The organism is Clostridium sp., from assembly GCF_036642255.1.
Taxonomy (GTDB): domain Bacteria; phylum Bacillota; class Clostridia; order Clostridiales; family Clostridiaceae; genus Clostridium_J.
Map to the genome: position 1 here is coordinate 1 of NZ_JAVWDJ010000018.1, position 24,106 is coordinate 24,106.

The 24,106-nt window shown below is 29.4% G+C and carries 21 protein-coding genes; 11 read left to right on the top strand and 10 right to left on the bottom strand.

Features of this window, described 5'->3' with window-relative positions; translation table 11 throughout:
• The first annotated feature begins 2 nt into the window (after positions 1-2).
• Positions 3-83 (top strand): OadG-related small transporter subunit, encoded by an 81-nt coding sequence (locus tag RR409_RS11330; RefSeq protein WP_332557925.1) that lies wholly within the window; start codon positions 3-5, stop codon positions 81-83.
• 229 nt (positions 84-312) lie between these two features.
• Here RR409_RS11330 and gap read toward each other — a convergent pair whose 3' ends face one another.
• Both gap and RR409_RS11340 read right to left on the bottom strand, forming a co-directional pair.
• Positions 313-1,359: a type I glyceraldehyde-3-phosphate dehydrogenase gene (gap, locus tag RR409_RS11335; protein WP_332557866.1), complete on the bottom strand. Its 1,047-nt coding sequence runs from the start codon at positions 1,357-1,359 to the stop codon at positions 313-315.
• A gap of 493 nt (positions 1,360-1,852) precedes the next feature.
• Positions 1,853-2,614 carry a 3'-5' exonuclease gene (locus tag RR409_RS11340; protein ID WP_332557867.1) on the bottom strand — a complete coding sequence of 254 codons (762 nt, stop codon included), beginning with the start codon at positions 2,612-2,614 and terminating at the stop codon, positions 1,853-1,855.
• 384 nt (positions 2,615-2,998) lie between these two features.
• Between RR409_RS11340 and RR409_RS11345 the strand changes: the two genes are divergently transcribed.
• The gene (locus tag RR409_RS11345; RefSeq protein WP_332557868.1) at positions 2,999-3,520 is read left to right on the top strand and encodes a DsrE/DsrF/DrsH-like family protein; all 522 of its coding nucleotides are present in this window, start codon (positions 2,999-3,001) and stop codon (positions 3,518-3,520) included.
• Between the two features lie 209 nt (positions 3,521-3,729).
• Here RR409_RS11345 and RR409_RS11350 read toward each other — a convergent pair whose 3' ends face one another.
• The 5 genes from RR409_RS11350 to RR409_RS11370 form a co-directional block, all read right to left on the bottom strand.
• Positions 3,730-4,077, bottom strand: a complete 348-nt coding sequence (locus tag RR409_RS11350) for a cupin domain-containing protein (RefSeq protein ID WP_332557869.1) — start codon at positions 4,075-4,077, stop codon at positions 3,730-3,732.
• Between the two features lie 319 nt (positions 4,078-4,396).
• Positions 4,397-4,627 (bottom strand): glutaredoxin family protein, encoded by a 231-nt coding sequence (locus RR409_RS11355; protein WP_332557870.1) that lies wholly within the window; start codon positions 4,625-4,627, stop codon positions 4,397-4,399.
• A 350-nt stretch (positions 4,628-4,977) separates the two neighbouring features.
• Positions 4,978-6,330, bottom strand: a complete 1,353-nt coding sequence (locus tag RR409_RS11360) for a GntP family permease (RefSeq protein WP_332557871.1) — start codon at positions 6,328-6,330, stop codon at positions 4,978-4,980.
• A 50-nt stretch (positions 6,331-6,380) separates the two neighbouring features.
• Positions 6,381-7,523 carry a glycerate kinase gene (locus RR409_RS11365; RefSeq protein WP_332557872.1) on the bottom strand — a complete coding sequence of 381 codons (1,143 nt, stop codon included), beginning with the start codon at positions 7,521-7,523 and terminating at the stop codon, positions 6,381-6,383.
• 238 nt (positions 7,524-7,761) lie between these two features.
• Positions 7,762-8,925 (bottom strand): sugar diacid recognition domain-containing protein, encoded by a 1,164-nt coding sequence (locus RR409_RS11370; protein ID WP_332557873.1) that lies wholly within the window; start codon positions 8,923-8,925, stop codon positions 7,762-7,764.
• A 334-nt stretch (positions 8,926-9,259) separates the two neighbouring features.
• On the opposite strand from RR409_RS11370, the gene RR409_RS11375 reads away from it, so the two are divergent.
• From RR409_RS11375 to RR409_RS11385, 3 genes are all read left to right on the top strand, one after another.
• Positions 9,260-10,063 (top strand): hypothetical protein, encoded by an 804-nt coding sequence (locus RR409_RS11375; RefSeq protein WP_332557874.1) that lies wholly within the window; start codon positions 9,260-9,262, stop codon positions 10,061-10,063.
• Between the two features lie 130 nt (positions 10,064-10,193).
• Positions 10,194-11,312 (top strand): ATP-binding protein, encoded by a 1,119-nt coding sequence (locus tag RR409_RS11380; protein ID WP_332557875.1) that lies wholly within the window; start codon positions 10,194-10,196, stop codon positions 11,310-11,312.
• Positions 11,313-11,322: 10 nt separating this feature from the next.
• Entirely contained in the window at positions 11,323-12,687 is a 1,365-nt protein-coding gene (locus tag RR409_RS11385) for a VWA-like domain-containing protein (protein WP_332557876.1), read from the top strand.
• 165 nt (positions 12,688-12,852) lie between these two features.
• Here the strand turns inward: RR409_RS11385 and RR409_RS11390 are convergent, their stop codons facing one another.
• Positions 12,853-13,434: a DUF3793 family protein gene (locus RR409_RS11390; RefSeq protein ID WP_332557877.1), complete on the bottom strand. Its 582-nt coding sequence runs from the start codon at positions 13,432-13,434 to the stop codon at positions 12,853-12,855.
• A 423-nt stretch (positions 13,435-13,857) separates the two neighbouring features.
• Here RR409_RS11390 and RR409_RS11395 point away from each other — a divergent pair, with 423 nt between their 5' ends.
• Positions 13,858-14,901 carry a DNA polymerase IV gene (locus tag RR409_RS11395; protein WP_332557878.1) on the top strand — a complete coding sequence of 348 codons (1,044 nt, stop codon included), beginning with the start codon at positions 13,858-13,860 and terminating at the stop codon, positions 14,899-14,901.
• A 371-nt stretch (positions 14,902-15,272) separates the two neighbouring features.
• A complete protein-coding gene (hydA, locus tag RR409_RS11400) occupies positions 15,273-16,658 on the top strand; it encodes a dihydropyrimidinase (protein ID WP_332557879.1) in 1,386 nt (461 codons plus the stop codon).
• A gap of 278 nt (positions 16,659-16,936) precedes the next feature.
• On the opposite strand, the gene RR409_RS11405 is transcribed toward hydA, so the two are convergent.
• Both RR409_RS11405 and RR409_RS11410 read right to left on the bottom strand, forming a co-directional pair.
• Positions 16,937-17,464: a hypothetical protein gene (locus RR409_RS11405; RefSeq protein WP_332557880.1), complete on the bottom strand. Its 528-nt coding sequence runs from the start codon at positions 17,462-17,464 to the stop codon at positions 16,937-16,939.
• A gap of 276 nt (positions 17,465-17,740) precedes the next feature.
• A complete protein-coding gene (locus tag RR409_RS11410) occupies positions 17,741-17,944 on the bottom strand; it encodes a cold-shock protein (RefSeq protein ID WP_332557881.1) in 204 nt (67 codons plus the stop codon).
• A 359-nt stretch (positions 17,945-18,303) separates the two neighbouring features.
• On the opposite strand from RR409_RS11410, the gene RR409_RS11415 reads away from it, so the two are divergent.
• From RR409_RS11415 to RR409_RS11430, 4 genes are all read left to right on the top strand, one after another.
• Complete coding sequence (locus tag RR409_RS11415) at positions 18,304-20,055, top strand: MutS family DNA mismatch repair protein (RefSeq protein ID WP_332557882.1); 1,752 nt, start codon at positions 18,304-18,306, stop codon at positions 20,053-20,055.
• 225 nt (positions 20,056-20,280) lie between these two features.
• Positions 20,281-22,563 carry a PAS domain S-box protein gene (locus RR409_RS11420; protein ID WP_332557883.1) on the top strand — a complete coding sequence of 761 codons (2,283 nt, stop codon included), beginning with the start codon at positions 20,281-20,283 and terminating at the stop codon, positions 22,561-22,563.
• Positions 22,564-22,625: 62 nt separating this feature from the next.
• Positions 22,626-23,315 (top strand): ABC transporter permease, encoded by a 690-nt coding sequence (locus tag RR409_RS11425; RefSeq protein WP_332557884.1) that lies wholly within the window; start codon positions 22,626-22,628, stop codon positions 23,313-23,315.
• Position 23,316: 1 nt separating this feature from the next.
• The gene (locus RR409_RS11430) at positions 23,317-24,024 is read left to right on the top strand and encodes an ABC transporter ATP-binding protein (protein ID WP_332557885.1); all 708 of its coding nucleotides are present in this window, start codon (positions 23,317-23,319) and stop codon (positions 24,022-24,024) included.
• Positions 24,025-24,106: the final 82 nt, after the last annotated feature.

Sequence of the window (24,106 nt, forward strand, 5' to 3'; positions counted from 1 at the left end):
GTATGGCTGGGATATTTACAGTAATGGCAATAATTTTTATAACAATAAAAGCATTGAATTCTTTTTTTAAAGAGAAGAACTAAAAGTTTCTCTCAAAAAACATATAATAATTAAGTAAAAAAGATGAGGAACTAATCTATTAAGAGGAGTTTCTCATCTTTTATGTAGTGCAACATTAAGATTAATTTCAACATCTATAGCGAGTATATACATTCATTTATCTTGTGAATTAGGAATGCGTTTCGAACTTCAACGAAATAGTGGCTAGTAATGAAAATGGGAAGGAAAATGTATTTTCCTTCCCATTTATTATTAAATTGCTATATCTAAAGGATAGTTTGAGTTCTCTTTCATTTGAACAGCTATATAGTTTGTTAAATCAACCACTCTGCAAGCATATCCCCATTCATTATCGTACCAAGATACTACTTTAACCATATTGCCATCCATAACCATGGTTGAAAGAGCATCAATTATTGAAGATCTCTCATCACCTCTATAGTCTATAGATACTAAAGGTTTTGTTGAATAACCAAGGATTCCTTTCATAGTGCCTTTAGAGGCATCTTCCAATGCTTTATTAACTTCTTCTACAGTTACAGGCTTAGATAGCTCACAAACCAAATCTGTCATGGAAACTGTTGGTGTAGGTATTCTTACCGAAAAACCGTTTAGTCTTCCTTCAAGCTTAGGAAGAACTTTTCCTACAGCTTTTGCAGCACCTGTAGTAGTAGGAATTATTGATTCTGTTGCTGCTCTCGCTCTTCTTAAATCCTTGTGAGTTTTGTCTAGTAATTCTTGATCATTTGTATAGGAATGAATTGTAGTCATCATACCTTTTACAATTCCAAAGTTATCATCCAAAACCTTTGCAAAAGGAGCTAAACAGTTTGTTGTGCAGGATGCATTTGAAATTATATCATGTTTTTCTATATCTATCTTTTCTTCGTTAACACCCATAACTACGGTAATATCTACGTCTTTTCCAGGAGCTGTTAATATGACTTTTTTTGCACCTGCCTTAACATGCTTCATAAGATCCTTTTTAGTTGTGAAAACTCCTGTAGAGTCAATAACTATATCAATTCCCATAGATTTCCAAGGTAAGTTCTCAGGATCTCTTTCTCTACATATTTTTATAGTTTTTCCATTAATGGTTAGAGAATCCTCTGTGAAATCTACATCCCCTTTAAAGGTTCCGTAACAAGAATCATATTGAAAAAGATGAGCTAGGGTTTCGCTTTCAGCTCTAGCATTTATTGCAACTATTTCAATATCATTTCCTAAATTTTCTTGAGCGATCCTTAAAACTGATCTTCCTATTCTTCCAAATCCATTAATAGCAACTTTCGTACACATAAAGTTTCCTCCCACAATCTTGATAATTAATTATATAAAATAAGAAATTAGCACATAGCTTAATTGATTTGATTTATTAAATCAATTAAATAGGTTAATTCGCTTAAGTATTCTGAATAAGTGTAGCACATATATTTAAAAGCGTCGTATGTGATATATTATTTATATCATTAATACATATATATGTCAATGATAGTTATAATGTGATTATAGCTGTAATTTGGGATTAGGAGTAAATAGGAGAGGATTTTAACGTATTTCTTATTATTTTAATCTATGAGTATTCAAAATATAAAACACATTTAATAGTAATTTAAATAAATAAAGATGGTATACTACTTTAATTAGTTAGTATACCATCTTTTTATATAAGTGTTTAATTTTCTACTGCATTCGTATCTTTAAAGGTATTTTAAACACCAGGTAATTTAAAAAATATAATCCACTAATCAACAAGGTATTTATGATTAGTGCTGAAAGGTATAATAAAGTTTTAGCTTTTCCTTTTTTCTATCTGAAATTGATTGGTTTTTCCCATATTATAGGCAATCTTTATTATAGATTGTTCTTCTTTAGTAAGTTCCCTACTTAACATTTTTTCAAATTGTTTGAACAATCTATAAGCATCTAGTTTTGTGCTTCTTTTATCATCTCGATTATTTCTATGTTTAGAAAGATTATATACTTTAGTTTGAATATCATTTTTATAAATTTTCTTAAAGACCTCTGAGGTATAATAAGCATCATTAAAGGCGTTATGAAACTCTTCGTTTGAAGGAATATTTAACATTGTTACTGCTTTGCTTAAGCCTATATTAGTACCTTTTGGGTAATTAAAATGCTTAGATGCATAATGCTGAATATCAATATAATCTTTGGCAATCAAACTATGGTTCAATTCATGATATTCAATATTTCTAAATAATTCCTTTATATCTGCAGCGCCCCATACGCATAGTATATTATCATCTTTCATGAATTCATAAAGTTCTTTATATAATTCCTTAAAGGTTTTTTCATTAGTTAATTTCTCTGATGTAATTCCAGTGATCTCTTGAATATATGGTTTAATATCAGTGTATGCTTCAGGTTTTACCAATTTATCAAAAGTTGAAACTGTATTAAAATTTTCATCCAATTTTAATGCACCAATTTGAATTATTTCGAAGGGAAAGCTTTTGTTTATTTTATTTTGATTTTCATCTTCTAGCTTAGAAGGATGATTAAATTCTAAATCAAATACTATATAATTCACGGTTATACCTCTTAATAATAAAATTTAATAAGCTTATTTATAATATATCGTAGTTATCAGTGTCACCTATTTAATCATAAGTGATAAAAATTTCTACATGGCTAAATATATTAAACAAACGTACTACAACATTATAACTCATATTATACTAAATGAAAAATCTTTCAAGATAGTTTATTAAGGATATGAAAAAATGAAGTTTTTAATTCACTAGAGAACCTCATTATCCTTAGCTTTCATAAAGTCTTTGACAATAAATACATTGAATTAAAACCTAGTAATTTGTTAAAAATAAGTGCGTATTATAAATTTAAAGTGATTTTTGTGCTAATAATTTATAATATGTGCTAAATTTCTAAAAATATTTAGGTGGTGCATAATCAAATGGATAATAATGTGGAAAAAAACATTAATGAAACTCAAGATTACAGTGGTAAAAAGGTTAATATAGTGATGTTTAGTGGAGAATACGACAAGGCTCTGGCTGGTCTAATTATAGCAAATTCAGCAAGAGAGCTAGGTGCTGAGGTTACTCTGTTTTTTGCCTTTTGGGGCTTACTTTTGCTAAGAGACCCTGATAAACTTTCACTTGAGGATAAAACAGCATATGAAAAGATGTTTTCAATAATGACACCTAAGGGACCAGAAGAATTACCTTTATCAAAAATGAATTTTAGTGGCATAGGAAAAGAAATGCTAAAAAAAATGATGAAGGATGAAGAAGCTCCGCGATTAATAGATTTTTTACAAGGTGCACGAAAAAAAGGAGTAAAGTTTTATGGTTGTAAGTTATCAGTTGAGGTAATGGGATTTAAAAAAGAAGAACTAATTCCTGAATTAGAAATTGTAGATGCATCAAAATATTTAAAGGATGCATTAAATTCAGATATGCAATTGTTTATATAAGGATAATGTACATTTTTAACATAAGCTTGTTGAAATTTAAATTAACGCTTCAACCTTATATATCTTTAAAAGTACCTTCTATAGAGTGAACTTTAGTGAAAGTTTATACCTTAGTTTTAGAAGATGAGAACTAATGAGTTTAATAATAATTTAAACTTTAAAGGTACAAGAAAACCTAGTATGGATTATTTCCAAACTAGGTTTTCTTATTAACCATTATGTGCTTCGAATCCTGCACCAACTTTAGTAACCTGAACTGCCACCATTTCTGACACTGTTCCGTTAATTATTTCATGCCAATCACCTGCAGGGACAAAAATTGAGGAACCTGGATGTATGTCAAAGCCATTTTCTCCTACTAACATTTTTCCGTCCCCTTTAAGTATGAAAAATATTTGTTCGCCACTAGGGTGTCTATGCATTTTTAAAATTTGATTTGGTTTAAAATAATAAACTTCTGATGTCATATCGTTTCCAACAAACACAGGTATCTTCGGAACTGCAGTATCACCGTATTGAGACATGCTTCCATCAAGTAGATTTTTAACTTTTTCCATGTGGAATACCTCCTTATGATTAAGTGTATTTATAGTATTATCTTAAAGAGATAAAAAATTCAAAGTTTAGATATATATAACTAGAGAGACTTTCTTTAGAATTAATGTCTATAATAGTTTAATTATAATATTAGAGTTATGAGAGAAGTAAGGATTAATCTCTTCTGAGTAATTATGGTGTAAAGAGAGTTTTCTTCTATCCAAAATTGACTTAGGAGAATATTTTTTTAGAGAGTAGAACTAATCTTTCTAATTGAATATTATTATAATAAAAAAGATGTGGGTTTAATTAGAAATTAATCCTACATCTTTTTTTTGGTTATATTTTTAATAAATCAGAAATCTTATCTCTATCAAAGCCTAAAACTTCTACATTGTTAATTACTATTAGGGGAACGGATCTATATCCTTTTAGCATAAGTGATTTTCTAACTTCAGCATCTCTTGAAATATTATGTTCTATATATGATATATTATTTTCCTCGAAGAACTCCTTAGCTCTATGACAGTAGACGCAAGTATCGCTAGTGTAGATTTCAACTTTATTCATAAATAAACAACTCCTTTTTATAAATATCATGATAAATATCATAGTAAAAATCGTTGAAATAACGTTCATACTACTCACTATATTTATATAAAAATTATTGATTTTTGTGATTAAATTTTAATTATATTAAGTTTAATAGAAATAACTTTAAGGCGCTGCAAGTGAAAATATTAAAAAAAGAGTTTCGTGAATAAGTTGTGCTAGGGCAGCGCAAAGCTATATAAAAAAATCACTATGAACTGTATATATGTTCATAGTGATTTTAAAATTCGCAATAAAATCAAGGAATATTTATCAGTAAGTTTTTGAATTTATAAAACTCATAGAAACTTTTACACTAATTACAAATATTATATTAGAAATAAACTAAGTATAAATACAGTAATCATTGTTATAACACCTTGAAGGAATGTAGCTACTGTTTGAGTTTTGTACGCAGTTTTAACATCTATTTTACCAAATTGGGATACTACCCAGAAATAGCTATCATTTGCATGAGATACAGTCATGGCACCTGCACCTACAGCCATAACCACCAATACTTTCGCGATTTCAGAAGTTAATCCTAAGGCTGGTAGAAGTGGGAACATTAAAGCAGAAGTTGTAACTATAGCAACTGTTGAAGAACCTTGGGCTGTTTTTAATGCAGCAGCTATAATAAATGGAACAAAGATGCCAAGGTTTAGTCCTTGTAATACTTCTCCAATATATGTTCCAATTTGAACTTCTTTTATTACAGCACCAAGAGCTCCACCAGCTGCAGTTACTACTAAGATCGAAGCAGAATCTTTTAAAGATTCACCAACCCAACCAGTTAGAGTTTTTTCATCAAGCTTAGGCGCTAGTAGAAATGCAAATACTAAGCCTATTAAAAGTGCATTTACTGGTGTACCTAGGAAAGAAAAGAATATTTTCGTTGAACCGTTACCAAATGGGTCTCCAGGGAATTTTGCTACAGAGCCTAGAGCCATAAGAACTATAGGGACAATTATTGGAGAGAAAGCTTTCCAGGCAGAAGGTAATTTACCATATCGAGCAATTTCTTGCTCATAAGTTAAACCATTATCTATATCCTCTATAGGTGCATACTTCGAAGCAACTTTGTTTGCAAAAATATTTCCTATAACTACAGCAGGAATAGCTACTACCATCCCTATAAGTATTACTAGTAATAAGTTTTCAACTTTAAGGTTTGCAGCACCAGCAATAGGGCCAGGAGTAGGTGGGACTAAAGTATGAGTTGCATATAGTCCAGTAGAAAGTGCAATAGACATAGCAACTAGTGAAGTTTTCGTCTTCTTTGCAAGGGTTTTACTTAAGGATGAAAGAATAACAAAACCTGAATCACAAAATACAGGAATTGATACTATATATCCTATAATGCTCATAGCTAAGGTAGGTCTTTTTTCGCCCACTAATTTAATAATCACCTCTGCCATTTTTATAGCAGCACCTGATTTTTCAAGAATGGTTCCTATAATGCACCCAGAGATGATAACAATACCGATACTCGTGAGAGTTCCACCAAAGCCAGAAGTTATCACTGTTGGGATTTTGTCAGCAGGTAAACCTGCTGCAAATGCTAGGCCATAAGAAGCAATAATAAGTGAAAGAAATGGATGAAGTTTAAATTTTGATGTAGCAACAACTATAAATGCGATGGCTACTAATAGTGCCAAAATTAGTAAAGGTCCTTGTAACATAATATTTTACCCCCCATTATAATATCTTATTTAAAAGCTTATAGCTTTTATTACGAGTGTTTATTTAAGCATAACATTGCACGGAGTATTCTCTCTGAGGCATCCTCTAATAATTGTTCTCCGTTTTCTATTGCTTCTTCTAAGGTCATTGGTTTATCAACAATAGAAAAAATACTGTCAAAACCTTTTTTATAAAGAGTGTTAGCTTCTTTTCCAATGCCACCAGCTAAAGCAATCACAGGAACGTCATATTTTTGTGCCACGCTAGCAACGCCAAAGGGTGTTTTACCATATTGGGTCTGATAATCTATACTTCCCTCACCAGTAATCACTAAATCTGCATCATGCACATATTCTTCTAATTTAGTAGTTTCAATTACTATATCAATACCTCTTTTTAATTTTGCATTTAGGAAAGCTAGTAATCCACCACCTAGTCCACCAGCGGCTCCAGCTCCAGGAATAGTAGCCATGGAAACTCCTAGTTGTTTTTCAATTATCTCTGAGTACAACTTCAAATTATTATCAAGAATTTTAATCATTTCCTCAGTGGCACCTTTCTGAGGTCCAAATATAGCAGATGCACCTTGAGGACCGCAAAGTGGATTATCAACATCACAGGCAACTGTAATAGAACATTCTTTAATTCTTCCATCTATGCCACTAATATCTATTGAATATAACTTTTCTAAAGCACCACCACCAAAGCCAATGTCTTCTCCTTTTATGTCTAAAAATTTAATTCCTAGCGCCTTCATCATTCCAAAACCACCATCATTGGTAGCGCTTCCACCTATACCAATAATAAAGTTTCTACAACCTTCTTCTAGAGCGTGTAAAAATAACTCTCCAGTACCAAAAGTAGTTGTAATGAGAGGATTTTTTTCCTCTTTAGAAAGGAGGGGGAGGCCAGAAGCTGCAGACATTTCTATCACAGCAGTTTTGTTATCTCCAAGAATTCCATAGAATGAACTTATTTCTTCCATTAACGGGTTAAAAACAACTGTGGAAACTATTTTTCCGCCAGTTGCATCTACTAAGGATTGAACAGTACCTTCTCCACCGTCAGCCATGGGAACTTTTTCTATATAAATATTATCATTTACTTTACTTATTCCTCTTTCAATAGCATCAGCTACTTCGCTAGCTGTTAAAGATCCTTTAAAAGAATCCGGTGCTATTACAATTTTCATTAAATTCACCACCTATTAAGAATTTTTAATTACGTCATCTTGAGTAATACCATTTAGTATAACCATGTAATTTGATACATACTGGATCAAGCAAACCAATTTCCCTATCTTATGAAAAATATTATTATTTGGAAAGCTTGTTAAATATATTATATAATGTTCATAAAATATTTATAATGTACAAAAACACTGAAGATTAAACGTTATCATAATAAGAAACTGTGCATTATGCACAGTTTCAGTCTTGTAGATTTCTAATTGTATTCATTATAGATAATTTAAAGCAGCAATTCATATCCATCAGGTCTATTCCATGGTCTTTATATTTATTGATTCTATATAGTAGGGTATTTCTATGAATGAATAAGGTGCTAGAAGCTAATTTTAAGTTCATATTACAATTAATAAGAGCCTTTAAGGTTTCAATAAGAATCTTATAATCTTCCTTCGATAGATAATCTACATTACTAACTAGATTCGATAGAAATAGTTTTTTTTCCTTGGGTAAAGAACTCAATAATAACTCTAAATAGTAATCATCTTTAGTAAGTACTGGTTTCTTTATTTGAAGTTTTTTGCTAATTTCTAAAAGGTTAGAGGCAATATCATAGGATTTACTATAATCCTTTAAGCAGTAACAATCTGTACCTAAAGCAAAATGCATGATAATACCTATTCTATCTCTTAACTTTCCATGGAGCGTTTCACAGTACTTATAAATATCTCTATCAGAGCTTTTAAAAATAACAAATCTGTGTTCAAAGATATTTATAACTATATCATTCTTATTAGCTGTGTATTCACTGATAAAATCAACGATTTCTTGTTTTAATATTTGGGCCTTAACTTCCCCTTCTTCACCAAGGTTTTTAACAATAGATGAGAAGTCTAGGACCTCTCCAACTATTACAATTCTTTTAACGCTACCGTTAAAACCAACTAAATTTGCCCTATCATAAAAATCATTGATATTATCTAATTCTGTTATTTTAGTAAGTTCCTTTGCGAAGTTTTTTATTGCTCGTTTTTGAAATAACTCTTCCTTTTTTCTTTCATTTTCAGAGATCATAAGCTCCACTAATTCCTTCACAATAAGTCCATAGCCTTTAACATCCTGAGAGGAACCAGTTATTCCCACAACACCCAGCACTGTACCATTATAGTAAAAAGGAATATTTACTCCAGGTTTACATCCACTGAATTGGTTCAAATTAGATTCGTCAACAATTATTTCCTTATTTAAATCTGCAGCATGTTTTGCACCTTCATGAAAGGTGTTTATTCTGCTATTATCACCAGAGGCTATAATTACACCCATTGCGTCCATAATATTAATATTTTTTCCTAAAATATTAATTAATTTATTAACTATATTTTGATATTCATATTTTTCTATTAACAATGTTTCACCCCCATATAGTGAAAAGAGTTTTATTTATATTGTATAAGATATAATTGAACTTTTAAATAGAATTAATTTTATAGTAGCATTTTGAAATATTTCATATTTTAAAAATTTATATTTTTAAGAGAGTTAAATGTTGAAAAGAGTTTTTTATCTCCATTACATGGCTAAGGCAAATGAACTTGTTCATTAATTTGAAAAAGTTTATAATTGAATTAGGAAAAGTATTCATTATTTAATAAAGGTAATAACAGAGGTTTGTTGGAGCTTACTTTTATAAAAAAATAAGAATATCTTTTCTAGGCAATATTAGATATTGGGGTGGAGTTTTATGACAGACAAAGAAATAATAAAAATGATAGAGCGTAATCCAATAATTATTAAAAATATTGAAAGTCCCAGCAATGATGTGAAACTAGCAGCCATAAAAAAGGATGGTTCGGTTATACAATATATAAAAAATCCTACAGAGGAAATGAAGGAAGAGGCAGTAAAAAATAGTATAAGGGCAATTCAGTTTATAGAAAATCCTAGTTATGAAATGAAAAAATATGCGGTAGAGAGGGCATGGAATACATTAGATTATATTGAAAGACCTAATGAAGAATTAATAAAAATAGGAATAAAACAAAAGGGCTGGGCAATAAAATATGCAAAAATTCCTAGCTTGGAGCTGCAAAAATTAGCCATAGAACAAGATTATGATTCAATAAAATACATAAACAATCCTCTTGAGGAAATTCAAGTTTTAGCCGTGAAAAAAAATTATGAGGCTTTAAGGTATATAGAAAATCCTACAATAAACGTAGTGAAAATTGCAGTGAAGGAAAATGAAGCTGCCATAAACTTTATTTCTAATATGGATGAAGATAAAATGGTAACACTGTTAAAAATCAACATACTAGTATTGAAATATTTTATTAATAGTATTTCTAAGGAAACTCTTGAAGTAGCCTTAAAGGAAGAGATATCTAAGGAAGATGTTGAAGAAAAATATGTTAGAGACTTTATTAACTGTAATAGTATAAGCATAAAGAATAGAAACATATCAATGGATAAAATTATATTTATTTACAAGTTTGGAAGTAATAAAGCGAAAAAAATAGCTGTTGATGAAAAGTTAAAGATAAGATAAAAGTAAAGTGTTTTATGTGGTTTAATTAAATTTAAAATATATTATTATGTAAAACGTACTTCATATAAAGTTATTTTTGATATAAATAGATTTATATGATCTTTTTCAAACAAAAGGAAGGATGTTACTTATGAATTTTAGAGATACGCTACTTAGTGTAGAGATGATTATAGAAACTAATGAAGTTCCTTTAGTAGTAGGTGAAAGCGGTATTGGGAAAACCGCACTAGCTAAAGAACTAGCTAAGAAAAAAGGTTGGAATTTGGTTGTTATAGATGGAAATCTTTTAAAAGAAGGGGAAATAGGCGGACTCCCTACTGTTGAAGAATATAAATATGAGAATGATAATGGAAATATAGTTAGTAAAAGAAGAACTGTTTATGCAGTTCATACTAAACTTCAGGAAATCGATAACTTAATATTTGAAGATAAAGAAATACTTTTATTTATTGATGAAATAAATCGTTGTGAACACTCAGTGCAACAAGAACTTATGAATTTAATACTTAATAGAGAAATAAATGGATACTCGCTACATGAAAGAGTAAAGATTTTGGCTGCAATGAATCCTTCTAGCAAATATGGAGAAGACTTTGATTATCAAGTAGTAGACATGGATGCGGCTCAAGAAAATAGATTTGTATGGCTTAATATGGATAGTGATGTTAAAACTTGGCTTCATTGGGCAAGGGAGAATAACATTGAAGAAAAGGTTATGGAATTTATTTCTACGTTTCCTGAGTACTTACATAAGGCTGATGAAACTGAGAGTATAAAATCAACTCCTAGAAGCTTTGAGAGAATTTCAAAAAGTTATAGGTTATATAAAGAAAGTTATAATAATGTTCCAAAGAGGATATTCTTAAATGTATTAAGGGGTAATGTGGGAAGTAAAATTGCTCAGGAGTTTATGGTCTTTGTGGAAGAAGATAATAAGCCATTAATATCATTTGAAGAGGTATTTAATGAAGAGGGATTATCTAAGAGTATTATTGAAAAAATTAAAAGAGAAAGTCATACCAGATTATATTTAAGTGCAAAGAATATACTACATAGATTAAATACAGAAGAGTTTCTTCATGATTATATAAGCAAATTTATCACTTTTATTAGTTTTTATCCTGTTGACTTGAGACTTGGTGTTATGCAGGACATTAAAGAAAATTGCCATAGAATTTATAATATGTGCTTAGAAAATGAGGAATTTATAGAACTGTATTTTCAGGGTTATAATGAGATAAAAGGTTAGGTACTATTAAATGGGAAGTAACTTCGAAGGATTTAAACAAGAACTTTATGAAAAGATAGCCAATATAAATACTCTTGATGAAATACCAAAAGATTTTCAAAATAGTTTTTTCAACTTAGTTGATAAGGTAAATTTTATGCTTTTAGAAGATAAAGATAACTTTTATGGGTATTTCCTTCTTCAAATGGGGCGAGAAATAAAGTATGATATGTCATCACCAACATCAGTAATTTTTAACTTATCTAAATATATGATTTATTTTAATCCTATAATATTCTTAAGTCTTACTTTGGAACAAATGGAAAGTACCATTAAACATGAAATACATCATATATTATCTTTGCATTTGTTGAGAGCAAAGGAACTTAAGGGAAAGTATAGCACTTTAGCCATTAACATGGCAATGGATATAGTAGTAAATCAGTATTTAGAATATCTTCCTCCCTATGCTACAACTTTGGAATGGGTAAATGTAAAATATAATTTAAAATTAAAACCATTTAATCCAATGGAATATTACGTTGAAGAAATTCAAAAAGAGTTAGACTTACTTGAGGAAAATGAAGAAAGCGAAGAGGATGACACAAAGGATAGCGAAATAGAAAAAGAGTATGATATCTCAAGAACCCATGATTTATGGGAGAAATCCTTAACTATAGATGATAAAACAGTAGGAGAACTTACTGAAAAGTTTGCGTCAGAAGCGCAAAAGGGCGTAGTTCCTATGTATATTGGCTCCATGTTAAAAAAATTAAAGGAAAATAAAAATGAAATTCCATGGAACTTATATCTAAGAAAACTTATGGGAACATTAGAAAGTGATAAAAAAAAGACTAGTACTAGGAGAAATAGACGTCAGCCAGATAGATTGGATTTAAGGGGAGAATTGCGAGGACATGTTGCTAAAATCACCATTGCCTTAGATATTAGTGGAAGTATAAGCGATGAAGAGTTTCATCAGGCTATAAGAGAAGTTTTAAGCATAGTAAAAAATTACAAACATGAGATAACTTTATTAGAATGTGATACGGATATTAAGAAAGCATATAAAATCAAATCAATAAATAATATAAAAGATAGAAGTATCACTGGTGGTGGCACTAAATTTGCACCAGTATTTAAGTATGTTAATAGCACAGATACTAACGTACTTATTTACTTTACTGACGGCAAGGGAGAAGAAAGGCTAAGTGTATTACCAAAAGGATATAAAACTCTGTGGGTAATTTCAGGAACAGGAGATAAATTATCCTTAAAAGAAACTTTTGGTACTATAAAAAAGTTAAGACCAGTGGAAACAACTATTGATACTATTGATTTACTAGATATAAAAAATGAAGGTTGGTCTATGAATAGTCAACAACCTATAATTTAAAAAAGGAAGGGAGACCTTCCTTTTTTATGAAACGAAGAACTTGTGAAAGGTTTATTAAATTATTAAGGTATATTAGAGTACAAATTTATTTGAGGGAAACTAAAAGTAATCTAGGTTATAAATGAGTAAATGAAACTTTGGAATAGCTCAAAGAATTTTATTATTCTAGATGACCTTTAAGGTATTCATTATTACTTCTAATTTAGCATTATCAAAATTTTCAAAGATTTTTAAGGCTAAGTCTCGATTATGGTACACTTTCCAATAGCCACAAAGCAAATATTGTTTATTAGGAGTATTAATAAAGGTTTTTACATCTTCTATAGGAAATCCTAGAAACACTCCTAATTCATGTGGACATTTGTATAGTTCATATCTAGTTTTCAATATCTCCAAGTTCGCTTTTATATTTAGATTAGGATCATACCCATATTCACACAGGAAATCACTAGTTTCCATTTCTTTTAGCCTATTATTTAATAGGTTCTCATCATAAAACAATACCGTAACATATTTTTCTGTTTCCTTAAGTTCAAAGGCTTTGATATTTAATTTATTCAATATTTCATTTTTGTAAGTGCTCCAGTTATTATTCATATTTCTATCATAATTACAAAAGGTAACAGTGCTAGCAGCCTTTAAACCTTTTAGTGTAGGGGCAATATTGTAGGCAATTACACTATACATATAGTCTTTTTCATTCAAAGTATTTATGGCTTTCCTGAAAGATTTAAGTACTGATTTCATAACACACACTCTCCTTCAACTAATTATTATAAGATAAATAACTGTATATGTATTATGTGCTTTCATAGATATTTAATTCTGTGTTTTTTCTATGTTTTAAAGGAATAATTCTATAATTTCTTCAATAAATAGTGTCTTTCTGTTAAATTAACTTTATGACGCATTAATTATCTTCGTAGTTTTGTCCAAATAAAATCAACAATTGATGAGATAAAGATGTAAGAGTGGAGGCTTCAAATAATATAAAGATGATTAGCTTGATATATTAATGAGGATAATAGTAAAATAAGTATAAACAAAATTATACTTTTATGAGTAAGAATTTCAGAAATCAACAATAAAAGTAGTGCTTTACTTAGTTCTAATTGGAGAAATAAATAAGGTTAAGGCTTGATACAGTGGTAAAATTAAGGAGTGTAACAATTGGAAAAAGTTATTCTACATGTAGATATGGATGCCTTTTTTGCTGCAGTAGAGGTTATGGACAATCCATCTCTTAGAGGGAAGGCAGTAATAGTAGGGGGAATATCAGAGCGAGGTGTGGTGGCTACTTGCTCTTATGAAGCAAGAAAGTACGGGATAAGATCTGCAATGCCAACTTATATTGCTAAGGCAAAGTGTCCTCATGGGATATTTATATATCCAAGACATTATAGATATGAAGAAGTATCAATGAAGGTATTTAATATCTTATATTCTATAACAAATAAAGTTGAGCCAGTGAGTATAGATGAGGCCTATTTAGATATTACTGATTTAAAGATGGACCCTAAAGATATCGCTACAAAAATTAAAACTAACGTTAGAAAAAGTTTAGGGCTTACCATATCTGTGGGAGTATCATACAATAAATTTTTAGCAAAATTAGCCTCAGATTGGAAAAAGCCAGATGGTCTAATGGTCATTACTAAAGAAATGATTCCTAAAATCTTATTTCCTTTATCATTGAGTAAAGTCCATGGCTTGGGAGAAAAATCTGTAAAAAAACTTAATAATATAGGAATATTTACAGTAGAACAGTTATATAACCTTCCTCAAGAATTCTTTTATGAATACTTTGGCAAATTCGGAGGAGAAATTTATGAAAGAATTAGGGGAGAAGATAATCGAGAAGTTATAACCTATAGAGAAAGAAAGTCAATTGGACGTGAAACTACATTAATAAAGAATACTGAAAACAAAGAAGAGCTAAAGGAATACCTTAAGGAATTTGCAAATGATATTGAAACCAACTTAGAAGAGAAAAATATAAGTGGAAAAACTATAACCTTAAAAATTAAGACAGCTTCCTTTGAGAGTCATACAAAGAGCAAGACCCTTGGGGTTTACATATCTTCAAGTGAAGAAATTTATAGGGAAGCGTGCAAAATTTTAGATAGTATAGATCTAAAAGAAGAAATTAGGCTTATTGGTCTATCAATAACTTCTTTAAGTAATAATGAAATCCAGCAGTTGACAATATTTTAAATATGTTAATCACTTTATGAATACAAATTAAATACCCCTTGTACCTATGGAAATCCCATTAAAGATGCTTAGGCTTATTATATTGTGAAAAGGAGTTTATTTTTTTATAAGCTCTTTTTTCGTAATATCACCATAAATTTCTTCATATATTGTTATGAAAGTTTACAAGTATTATTACTAAACTTATTTAATTAGCTTTTGTGGTATAAGTGTCATTTTATATTCATGAAAGAGTATAAAATGAGAGAATGAACTTTTGTCAAAGTTAAAATAGTTAGCAAAGTTCAGCATGAAAATGAAATTTTCTTATGTAATACTACTAGTTTACTTATTAAATACGATGAAAATTGAAAAGAAGAGTAGGTGTTAAGTTGAAACCATATATTATCAAAAATGGCACAATAATTACTGCTAGTGATACTGTTAAAGGTGATTTATTTATAGATGAAGGAATTATCAAAGAAGTAGGAATAAATATAGAAAAAAATAACTGTGAGATTATAGATGCAATGGGTAAATATGTGATTCCAGGAGGTGTAGATGTCCATACTCATTTTGATTTGGATGTAGGAATTAGTAGAGCGGTAGATGATTTTTATACGGGTTCTGTAGCCGCAGCTTGTGGGGGAACAACTACTATAGTGGATCATATGGCCTTTGGACCGAAGGGATGTAATCTTAAGCATCAAATAGAAGTTTATCATAAACTTGCGGAAGATAAAGCTGTGATAGATTATAGCTTTCATGGAGTTATTCAGCATGTAAATGATGAGATTTTAGCGGAGATAGAGGAAATAGTGGATAGTGGAATTCCAAGTTTTAAGTTATATCTTACATATGACTTTAAGGTCAATGATGATGATGCATTTAAAGTCATATCAACATTAGGCAATCTTGGTGGAATTACTACAGTTCATTGTGAAAATAATGATATAATAAATTATTTAAGGAGTTATTATTCATCAAAAGGCTTATATCAACCTATTTATCATGCTAAAAGTAGACCAGTTGAAGCAGAAGGAGAAGCAGTAAATAGAATTATTAATATAGCTGCTATGGCAAAAGATGCTCCACTTTATATAGTTCATCTTTCTACTAAACTCGGTCTTCAGTATATAAAAACTGCTAAGGAAAGAGGGCAAAAAAATATCTTTGCTGAAACCTGTCCTCAATACTTAATATTGGATGAGGAAGAATATAATTTACCAAATAATGAAGGATTAAAGTTTATAATGAGTCCACCATTAAGGCAAAGTTATAATAAAGAGGCATTATGGAATGGAATTAAAGATGGACATATACAAGTAGTTGCAACTGATCATTGTCCATTTAATTTTAAAAAGGAAAAGCAAATGGGAATAGAAGACTTCACAAAATGTCCAAATGGTGCACCAGGTGTGGAAACAAGAATGGCTTTATTATTTTCGGAAGGTGTGTCAAAAAACAGAATATCAATAAATAAATTTGTAGAAATAACATGTACAAATCCTGCAAAAATATTTGGGTTGTATCCTAAAAAAGGAACAATTGCTGTAGGATCAGATGCAGATATAGTAATTTTGGACCCTCATAAAGAATTTATAATAACAAAGTCAATGCTCCATGAAAATGTAGATTATACACCCTATGAAGGTATTAAGGTAATAGGATATCCGGAACTAACAATGGTTAGAGGTGCTATTGTGGCGAAAAACAATGAATTCGTAGGAAAGAAAGGATTAGGGAAGTTTATTAAAAGAAGTAGGATTCAAGTATAAGATGAGTAATGTGCATTTAAATGTAGTTTCAGTTGAATTTTATATTTCTTCAAGGCTATCACACAAAAAAAGTATGTGGGTTTAATGATATATCCTACTATAGTTTATATTTCAAATAAAAGAAAGCATATTAGAAAAAATATGAATAGATATTAAGATAAGTTCTTTAACTATAAAAATACTGTTGACAAAATAAATATGCCAACAGTATTTTTCATTTATTGAAATATCAACAAAAATCAAGGGTAAAACTAATGTAAAGGAAAGGCAAGATGATATTAGCTATTAGCAAAAGAGGTACGGTTTTGTTTAGCTTCTGCACGTGAATTCATATCTTTCATAAGAGCCTTATATTCATCAGATACTTCTGAGCATACAGTTAGAAGAGTATCTACTACAAAATCTATATTTGTATCATCTATCTTCTTTAAATTTGTATCTTCATAAGATATCATATTTTCATTACTTAAGTCATTGTATATTTTACTAACAATAGAAGACTTCATTACAGTAGGGCTTTCCATACAGTTCTCTGAATAGTACAATATATCCTCTACCACCACAAATTGACCAAAGCTATATTCTTTCTCACAATCATCAGATCCATCATTTGGATTACAATCATATTGTGTGTGTTCTACGTGCTTAAGATCAAGTCTGTTAGTAGTATCTTTTCTAGTTAAAACTGAGCGCACTTCTAAATCCAATAAACGCTCCTTCATATGGTCAGAAAAACTTCCACCAAATTCTAAAATAAATTGCTTCATTGATATGTTCTTCTTTAATTTATAATTTCTTTGTGCCATAGGTAAGCTCCTTTTCATGTTTATTCTAAATGATCATAAGTTAACTTTCTTAATTAAATTTTATAAGTAAAATTAACTCTCATTTGGTCTCGATTATATTATTATATCTTATCTTTAAATTTATTTAAGAACTCACATAAATAAGAAACTTATGAGTTCAAAAAATAATTAAATTTCTAAGTTCTCTAAAAAAATTCATTATGATAAAAAACCACCTTAAAAAAGGTGGTAAAACATTTGATATATATTAATCTTAAATATTTTATAAAGTTAAGCTTATAATTTTACAACATTAGTAGCTTGAAGACCTTTAGGTCCTTTTTCTACTTCAAATTGAACTTGGTCACCTTCATCAAGGCTTTTTCTAATTGCATTTCCTTGGATTGCTTTGAAGTGAACGAAAACATCATCTTCTCCTTCTACAGTTATAAATCCAAAGCCTTTTTCTGAGTTAAACCATTTTACTGTTCCTAATTTCATTAATTGTCCTCCTAATGAAAACACTTTATTATTGATAAATTTATTTTTATCAACCATGTTTTTGTTATCATATCATTATAACTCTAAATAAAATAAAAAGCAAATAAAATTTCAGAAAATATAAATTTATTTTCCAAAGGCTCTTTAAGGCAAAGTCTCTTTAAGGTTCAAGAAAAAGATTTTTCTATAGCCGTCATTAAAAGACAACTAGATACTATTTTAAATCTTAGAAATAAATTACTTGGTTGATAGATTTTTTATATTGATTAAATTTGGAAATAAAGTTTTAAATTCAAAGCTTATAAGCTATAATGGGGCTATATACAAAGCATTTTGGCATCATGAAAGAAGGAGATTTTATGAGATATAAAGCTAAACTTTATCAATGGATTTATAAACTTTTTATTGGAGTTTCATTTGTGGGTGCCTTTAGCACTTTTATAATATTTGATAAAAAACTAAGCAATGTAAATTATTATTTTACTGGAGCAATAACCTTAATAGGAGGGTTGTTAGCTTACTTCTTTTATAAAAATTATAAAAGAATTAGAGATATTATTTTTTTAAAAGAAAATTGGCCAGAAGGGTTAAATACAAAAAAAAATCTTAAAAGTATTAAAAATTATTTCGTAAAATGCAAAGAACACAAAGGTGATACGTGCTTTTTAGATGACCAAACTTGGACGGACCTAAATATGGATGATATATTTCTTAAAATTGATGTAAGTATAACCACCCCTGGTGAACAAGTACTATATGATATATTAAGAAATCCATTGCTTGAAGAAGAAGAATTAAGAAATAGAGATAATATAATAGAACATTTTCAAAATAATAGCACTGACAGAGAAAACCTTCAGATTAACCTTTTAGACTTAGGCAAGCAAAGTGAAGGAGATATTCTGGAACTTTTTAATATGGGGAAGGTGAATACTAAGTTTAAAATAATTTGTGAAATACTCGGTATAGCTCCATTGGTGATTTTGCCCTTTTATTTTATTTATGGATCAGCTATTTTACTTCCATTTATAGCCATATTCACCATGAATACGTATATTCATTACAGGCTTAGTAAAAACATAATTAATCAGGTTAACTCTATAGCATATTTAGGAAATTTAATTGCTATAAGTAAAAACATAGTTAAAGAAGATCATAACGTATTAAAATGCTATTTAGATGAATTAAGTAAGAATATAAAAGACATAGGAAACATTGATAAACACTCTGTAAGCATTAATAGAATAGAGGGGCTAGATCTTTTAGGAGACTATGTAAATGTATTATTGTTAAGTAGACTTCGCTCTTATTATAAGATTGTTGATAAAATATATGATTATAATGAAAACATCAAAAATATCTATAGAGTAATTGGCGAGTTAGATAGTTTATTATCTGTAGCAGCTTATCGTGAAAGAACTAAAACCTATTCAAAACCACAGTTTTTATATAATGAAAAGGGATTAGAACTTATGGAGGCAGTTCATCCACTTATTGATATTCCTACTGCCAATTCTATAAAGCTTAAAAATAGTGGAATTATATTAACAGGATCAAATATGTCTGGTAAATCTACATTTTTGAGGACTGTGGCTATAAATACAATTTTAGCACAAAGTATATATACAACTTTAACTAAGGAATATAAAGGCTCATTTTTTAAAATTCTTACATCTTTAAGTCCAGAAGATAATGTAAAAAAAGGAAAAAGCTATTACCTAGGTGAAGCCGAAGCATTACTTCGTATTTTAAACTCTTTTGAAGAGAAAGTGCCAACCTTAACTATGATAGATGAAATTTTTAGAGGTACCAATCCTATTGAAAGAATCAGTGCCTCTGCTGAGATCCTACAGTATATTTCAAATGAAAATGTTATAGCACTAGTGGCAACTCACGATTTGGAATTGACAGAAATGGCAAATGATAAGTTTCACTGCTACTATTTTAGTGAAGATGTTGATGAAACAGAGGGGTTGAAGTTTGACTACACAATAAAACCAGGGGTATCTCCAACGAGAAATGCCATTAAACTTTTAAAATATATTGGATATCCTAATGAAATTATTGAAGGTGCTAATAATAGAATAAATAGGTTGTATAGACACCAGTAAATATAAGATAATAAGAATTCCTTTAAGGTAAGTATAGAGTTAATTTTCTATTACTTACTTTAAAGGAATTTATAATTTTTACAAAAGTAAAGTAAATAATTTAAGAATGCAATAAATAAGTTATGTAGCTAATACCCTAAAATAAATTAGGCATATGATGAAAGTTAAATTTTGTTGAATAATACAGAACTTTAAAATAAAATGTTACTAAAGGGGAGATAAGTGATGCTAGAGGGAAATGTTTATAAACATATTATTAAAAATTCTTCATGGGCATATTTCTATGGAGAGTTGATTTGTGATAATAATCAAAATAGGGACTTTATTATATTAGATACAAACCATAAGTTTGAAAACTTGATAAATATAGAAGAAAATCATATTTTGGGGCAAAGCATTGTAAATATTTTCACTGCTTCTAATAGTGAGGGATTTGAATGGTTAGATTTCTTAGAAAATATAAAAGTTTGTAGTTCAGGCAATGTGGTAGAAATCTACATAGAAACTTTAAATAAATGGTTTAATGTACATGGATATCATCATAAGGACAACTATTTCATAATACAATTAATAGAATTGGATAAGAAGATTTATAAAGAACATACCTTAATGAAAGGATTGATAGATAACCTCCCTTTTTCAGCATGGGTTAAGGACAAGCTTGGAAGATATATTATTATCAATAGATGTTATGAAAAAGAAAGTGGATTTTCTTATGATAAAGTAATAGGAAAGAATGATAATGAAGTATATTCAAAGAATTTAGCGCAAGAATTTAGAAATCAAGATTATGAAGCAATGGAAGCTAAAAATAAATTATTTGTATTCGAAGAGTATTTTAATGATGAATGTCATCTCCTGCACAAAATTGCTATAGAGGATAAGGAAAATATACTTGGAATTGTAGGATTTTCTTTAAATACAAATGAAGAGAAAAAAGCTAAAGGGGAAGTTGAACAGAAAAATAAATTTTTAAAAAGTCTAATTGATTCTATTCCAGATTTTATATTTTATAAAGACTTACATGGGAATTATTTAGGGTTAAATGAAAGTTTAGCAACTCAATATTTCGGCAAGCTTGAAAGGGAACTCATAGGGAAAACCTATAAGGAGCTAAGAGGACATAATATAGAGAATGAAGCCTTTATGAAGCAAGATGAAGAAATCATTATAGAAAAAGATATTAGGGTATATGAAGAATCTCTTTTATTAGTTGATGGTGATATAAAAGAGTATGAGACTATAAAGGCACCTTTTTATGATGAAAATAATAACATAATGGGAGTTTTGGGTATTTCAAGAGACATCACTCATAGAAATATAGCAGAGAAAAACTTGAAGGAAAGTGAAGAGAAGTTTCGTCAGTTGGCAGAGAACATTGAAAATATGTTTTTGATTTATGATGAAGGTACAGTAACCTATGTAAGTCCAGGATATGAAAAAATATTCGGTAGAAGCTGTAAAGAACTATATAAAAATCTTAGAAATATCTTTAACTATATCTGCCCAGAAGATCAGGATATGATTAAAGAAATTGAGTTTACCGAGAATATTGACGTAGCTTTTAGGATAATAAGAGGTGACGGTGCTACTAGATGGGTTTGGTTAAAAGGATTCCCGTTAAAAGATGATATAGGGAACGTAGTTAGAACTCTTTTTATAGCTCAAGATATTACGGCTATAAAGGAAGCTGAAAAGGAACTTGAAAGATTAAGAACAGAGTTCTTTGCAAACCTTTCACATGAATTTAGAACGCCACTAAATTTAATATTTAGTTCACTTCAAATGGTGGAATTTAAGCTTAAACAATCTATTACTGAAGATGAATTAGGATTAGGTAAATATACAAATATTATAAGGCAAAATAGCTTTAGGTTATTGAGATTGGTAAACAATCTTATAGATTCAACAAAAATAGATGCAGGTTATGTTGAATATAACCCTGAGAATAGCGATATTGTATTCTTTGTAAAGGGTATAGCTCATTCTGTATCCATATTTGCAAAAGAAAAACATATGGATATTATATTTAATTCACAACTTCAAGAAAAAGTAATAGCTTTTGACCTAGATAAAATGGAGAGAATAATATTAAATTTGATATCTAATGCTATAAAGTTTAATAAACCAAATGGTAAAATAGAAATTCAGATATGCTTAAAAAATGGGTTTGTTGAAATACATGTTAAGGATAATGGCATTGGCATACCTGTGGACAAACTTTCTTATATATTTGAAAGATTTAAACAAGTGCATAATAGACTTACTAAAGTTAGTGAAGGAAGCGGTATAGGATTATCTTTAGTTAAATCTCTTCTAGAAATGCATAAAGGCACTATAGAAGTAATAAGTACCTTAGGAGAAGGAACAGAATTTATTGTTAAATTGCCAGATGTTTTAATTGATGAAGGTAATGAAATAACTGCTTCTAAAAACCAAGTTTTAGTAAATTCAAGAGTTGAAAGAATTCAAATTGAGTTTTCAGACATATATGGACTTAATATATAAAGTTAAAGAATCATATTATAGAGTATTATAGTAATAATTATCAATAAGTGGAGGGAAGAATCTTGGAATACATAATTTCTGGTATAAAGGAAGCATTTACATTATTACTATCTTTTCATGAGGAAACTTATAATATAATCTTTTTATCAGTTTTTGTATCTTTGTCCTCCACTTGCATTGCTTTTTTTATTGGATGCCCCATTGGACTCATTTTTGCGATCAAAGAATTTAGAATGAAAAGATTAGCAACAAGAATATTATATACTTTAATGGGAATGCCACCTGTAATTATTGGACTTGTAGTAGCACTGGTATTATCTAGAAAAGGGCCTTTGGGGGAAATGGAGCTTTTATTTACCCCTATAGCTATGATTATTGCACAAACACTTTTAGTAATTCCAATTATTGCAGGAATAATATTTAATAATTTTAAGGATAGAGCCAAAGATGTAATTTCTGTTTCCACAACCTTAGGAGCAGATAAGCTAAATACATTTTTACTTTTAATTAAGGAAATGAGAATATATGTATTAATTGCAATAGTCACAGGTTTTGGAAGGGCAATATCTGAGGTTGGTGCAGTAATGATTGTGGGGGGAAACATAAAAGGCCATACCAGAGTTATGACTTCTTTTATTGCAATGAATAACAGCATGGGAAATTATTCACAAGCAATAGCTATGGGATTAGTATTGATCTGCTTGTCTTTTGTGACAAACTCCATACTGTATTTTGTTGGCATGGGGGATTAATATGGATATTACTATAAAGAATTTAAAAAAAGTTTATGGAGATAAAACTGTATTAAATATTAGGGAATTAAACTTAAAGGCTGGTAAAATATACGGAGTAGTTGGAGCAAATGGAGCTGGAAAAAGCACTTTGTTAAGAATGATAGGTGGGTTAGAGACACCAACCTCAGGGGAGATTTTTATTCAAGGGGAAAGACTAAACAAAAATCATTTACAAGAAATAACATATTCAAATCAGAAACCTTATCTTTACAGAACAACAGTATTTAAGAATATCGCTTATCCATTAAAATTTAGAAAAAGAAGTAAAGATTTTATTGATAATGCTGTAGATAATATAATTAAAGAATTTAAAATAGAGAGTATAAGAAATAATTTAGCAGTAAACTTATCTGGTGGTGAAACTCAAAAGGTTGCTCTTGCTAGAGCTTTGATTTTTCACCCCAAATTAATACTTTTAGATGAGCCCACTGCTAACATTGATCCAGATTATAGGGAACTTATCGAAAAAGTAGTGATTGAAAGAAATAAAATCAATGGAAGTACTATTCTAATAATTACCCATAATTTAAGAGAAGCAAGAAGAATTTGTGATGAATTTGTATTTTTGCACAATGGAGAGGTTATAGAGTATGGGAATATAGAAGAGATTTTCTCTAATCCTAAAAATTCTATAACTAAAAGATTCTTGGCAACAGAAGATTTTTAAAGAAGAGAAATAAAAAATGAGTTATCTATCATTTAGTGAAAGCTAATAAATACATATATGGGTAGAAAAGAGCACTATCAAC

Excerpts from the sequence above, each read along its gene's own strand:
- RR409_RS11355 (WP_332557870.1), bottom strand. The coding sequence starts at position 4,627 with ATGAATAAAGTTGAAATCTACACTAGCGATACTTGCGTCTACTGTCAT.
- RR409_RS11375 (WP_332557874.1), top strand. The coding sequence starts at position 9,260 with ATGACAGACAAAGAAATAATAAAAATGATAGAGCGTAATCCAATAATT.
- gap (WP_332557866.1), bottom strand. The coding sequence starts at position 1,359 with ATGTGTACGAAAGTTGCTATTAATGGATTTGGAAGAATAGGAAGATCA.
- RR409_RS11415 (WP_332557882.1), top strand. The coding sequence starts at position 18,304 with ATGAGATATAAAGCTAAACTTTATCAATGGATTTATAAACTTTTTATT.
- RR409_RS11405 (WP_332557880.1), bottom strand. The coding sequence starts at position 17,464 with ATGGCACAAAGAAATTATAAATTAAAGAAGAACATATCAATGAAGCAA.
- RR409_RS11345 (WP_332557868.1), top strand. The coding sequence starts at position 2,999 with ATGGATAATAATGTGGAAAAAAACATTAATGAAACTCAAGATTACAGT.
- RR409_RS11410 (WP_332557881.1), bottom strand. The coding sequence starts at position 17,944 with ATGAAATTAGGAACAGTAAAATGGTTTAACTCAGAAAAAGGCTTTGGA.
- RR409_RS11365 (WP_332557872.1), bottom strand. The coding sequence starts at position 7,523 with ATGAAAATTGTAATAGCACCGGATTCTTTTAAAGGATCTTTAACAGCT.
- RR409_RS11380 (WP_332557875.1), top strand. The coding sequence starts at position 10,194 with ATGAATTTTAGAGATACGCTACTTAGTGTAGAGATGATTATAGAAACT.
- RR409_RS11330 (WP_332557925.1), top strand. The coding sequence starts at position 3 with ATGGCTGGGATATTTACAGTAATGGCAATAATTTTTATAACAATAAAA.
- RR409_RS11360 (WP_332557871.1), bottom strand. The coding sequence starts at position 6,330 with ATGTTACAAGGACCTTTACTAATTTTGGCACTATTAGTAGCCATCGCA.
- RR409_RS11350 (WP_332557869.1), bottom strand. The coding sequence starts at position 4,077 with ATGGAAAAAGTTAAAAATCTACTTGATGGAAGCATGTCTCAATACGGT.
- RR409_RS11420 (WP_332557883.1), top strand. The coding sequence starts at position 20,281 with ATGCTAGAGGGAAATGTTTATAAACATATTATTAAAAATTCTTCATGG.
- RR409_RS11385 (WP_332557876.1), top strand. The coding sequence starts at position 11,323 with ATGGGAAGTAACTTCGAAGGATTTAAACAAGAACTTTATGAAAAGATA.
- RR409_RS11390 (WP_332557877.1), bottom strand. The coding sequence starts at position 13,434 with ATGAAATCAGTACTTAAATCTTTCAGGAAAGCCATAAATACTTTGAAT.
- RR409_RS11430 (WP_332557885.1), top strand. The coding sequence starts at position 23,317 with ATGGATATTACTATAAAGAATTTAAAAAAAGTTTATGGAGATAAAACT.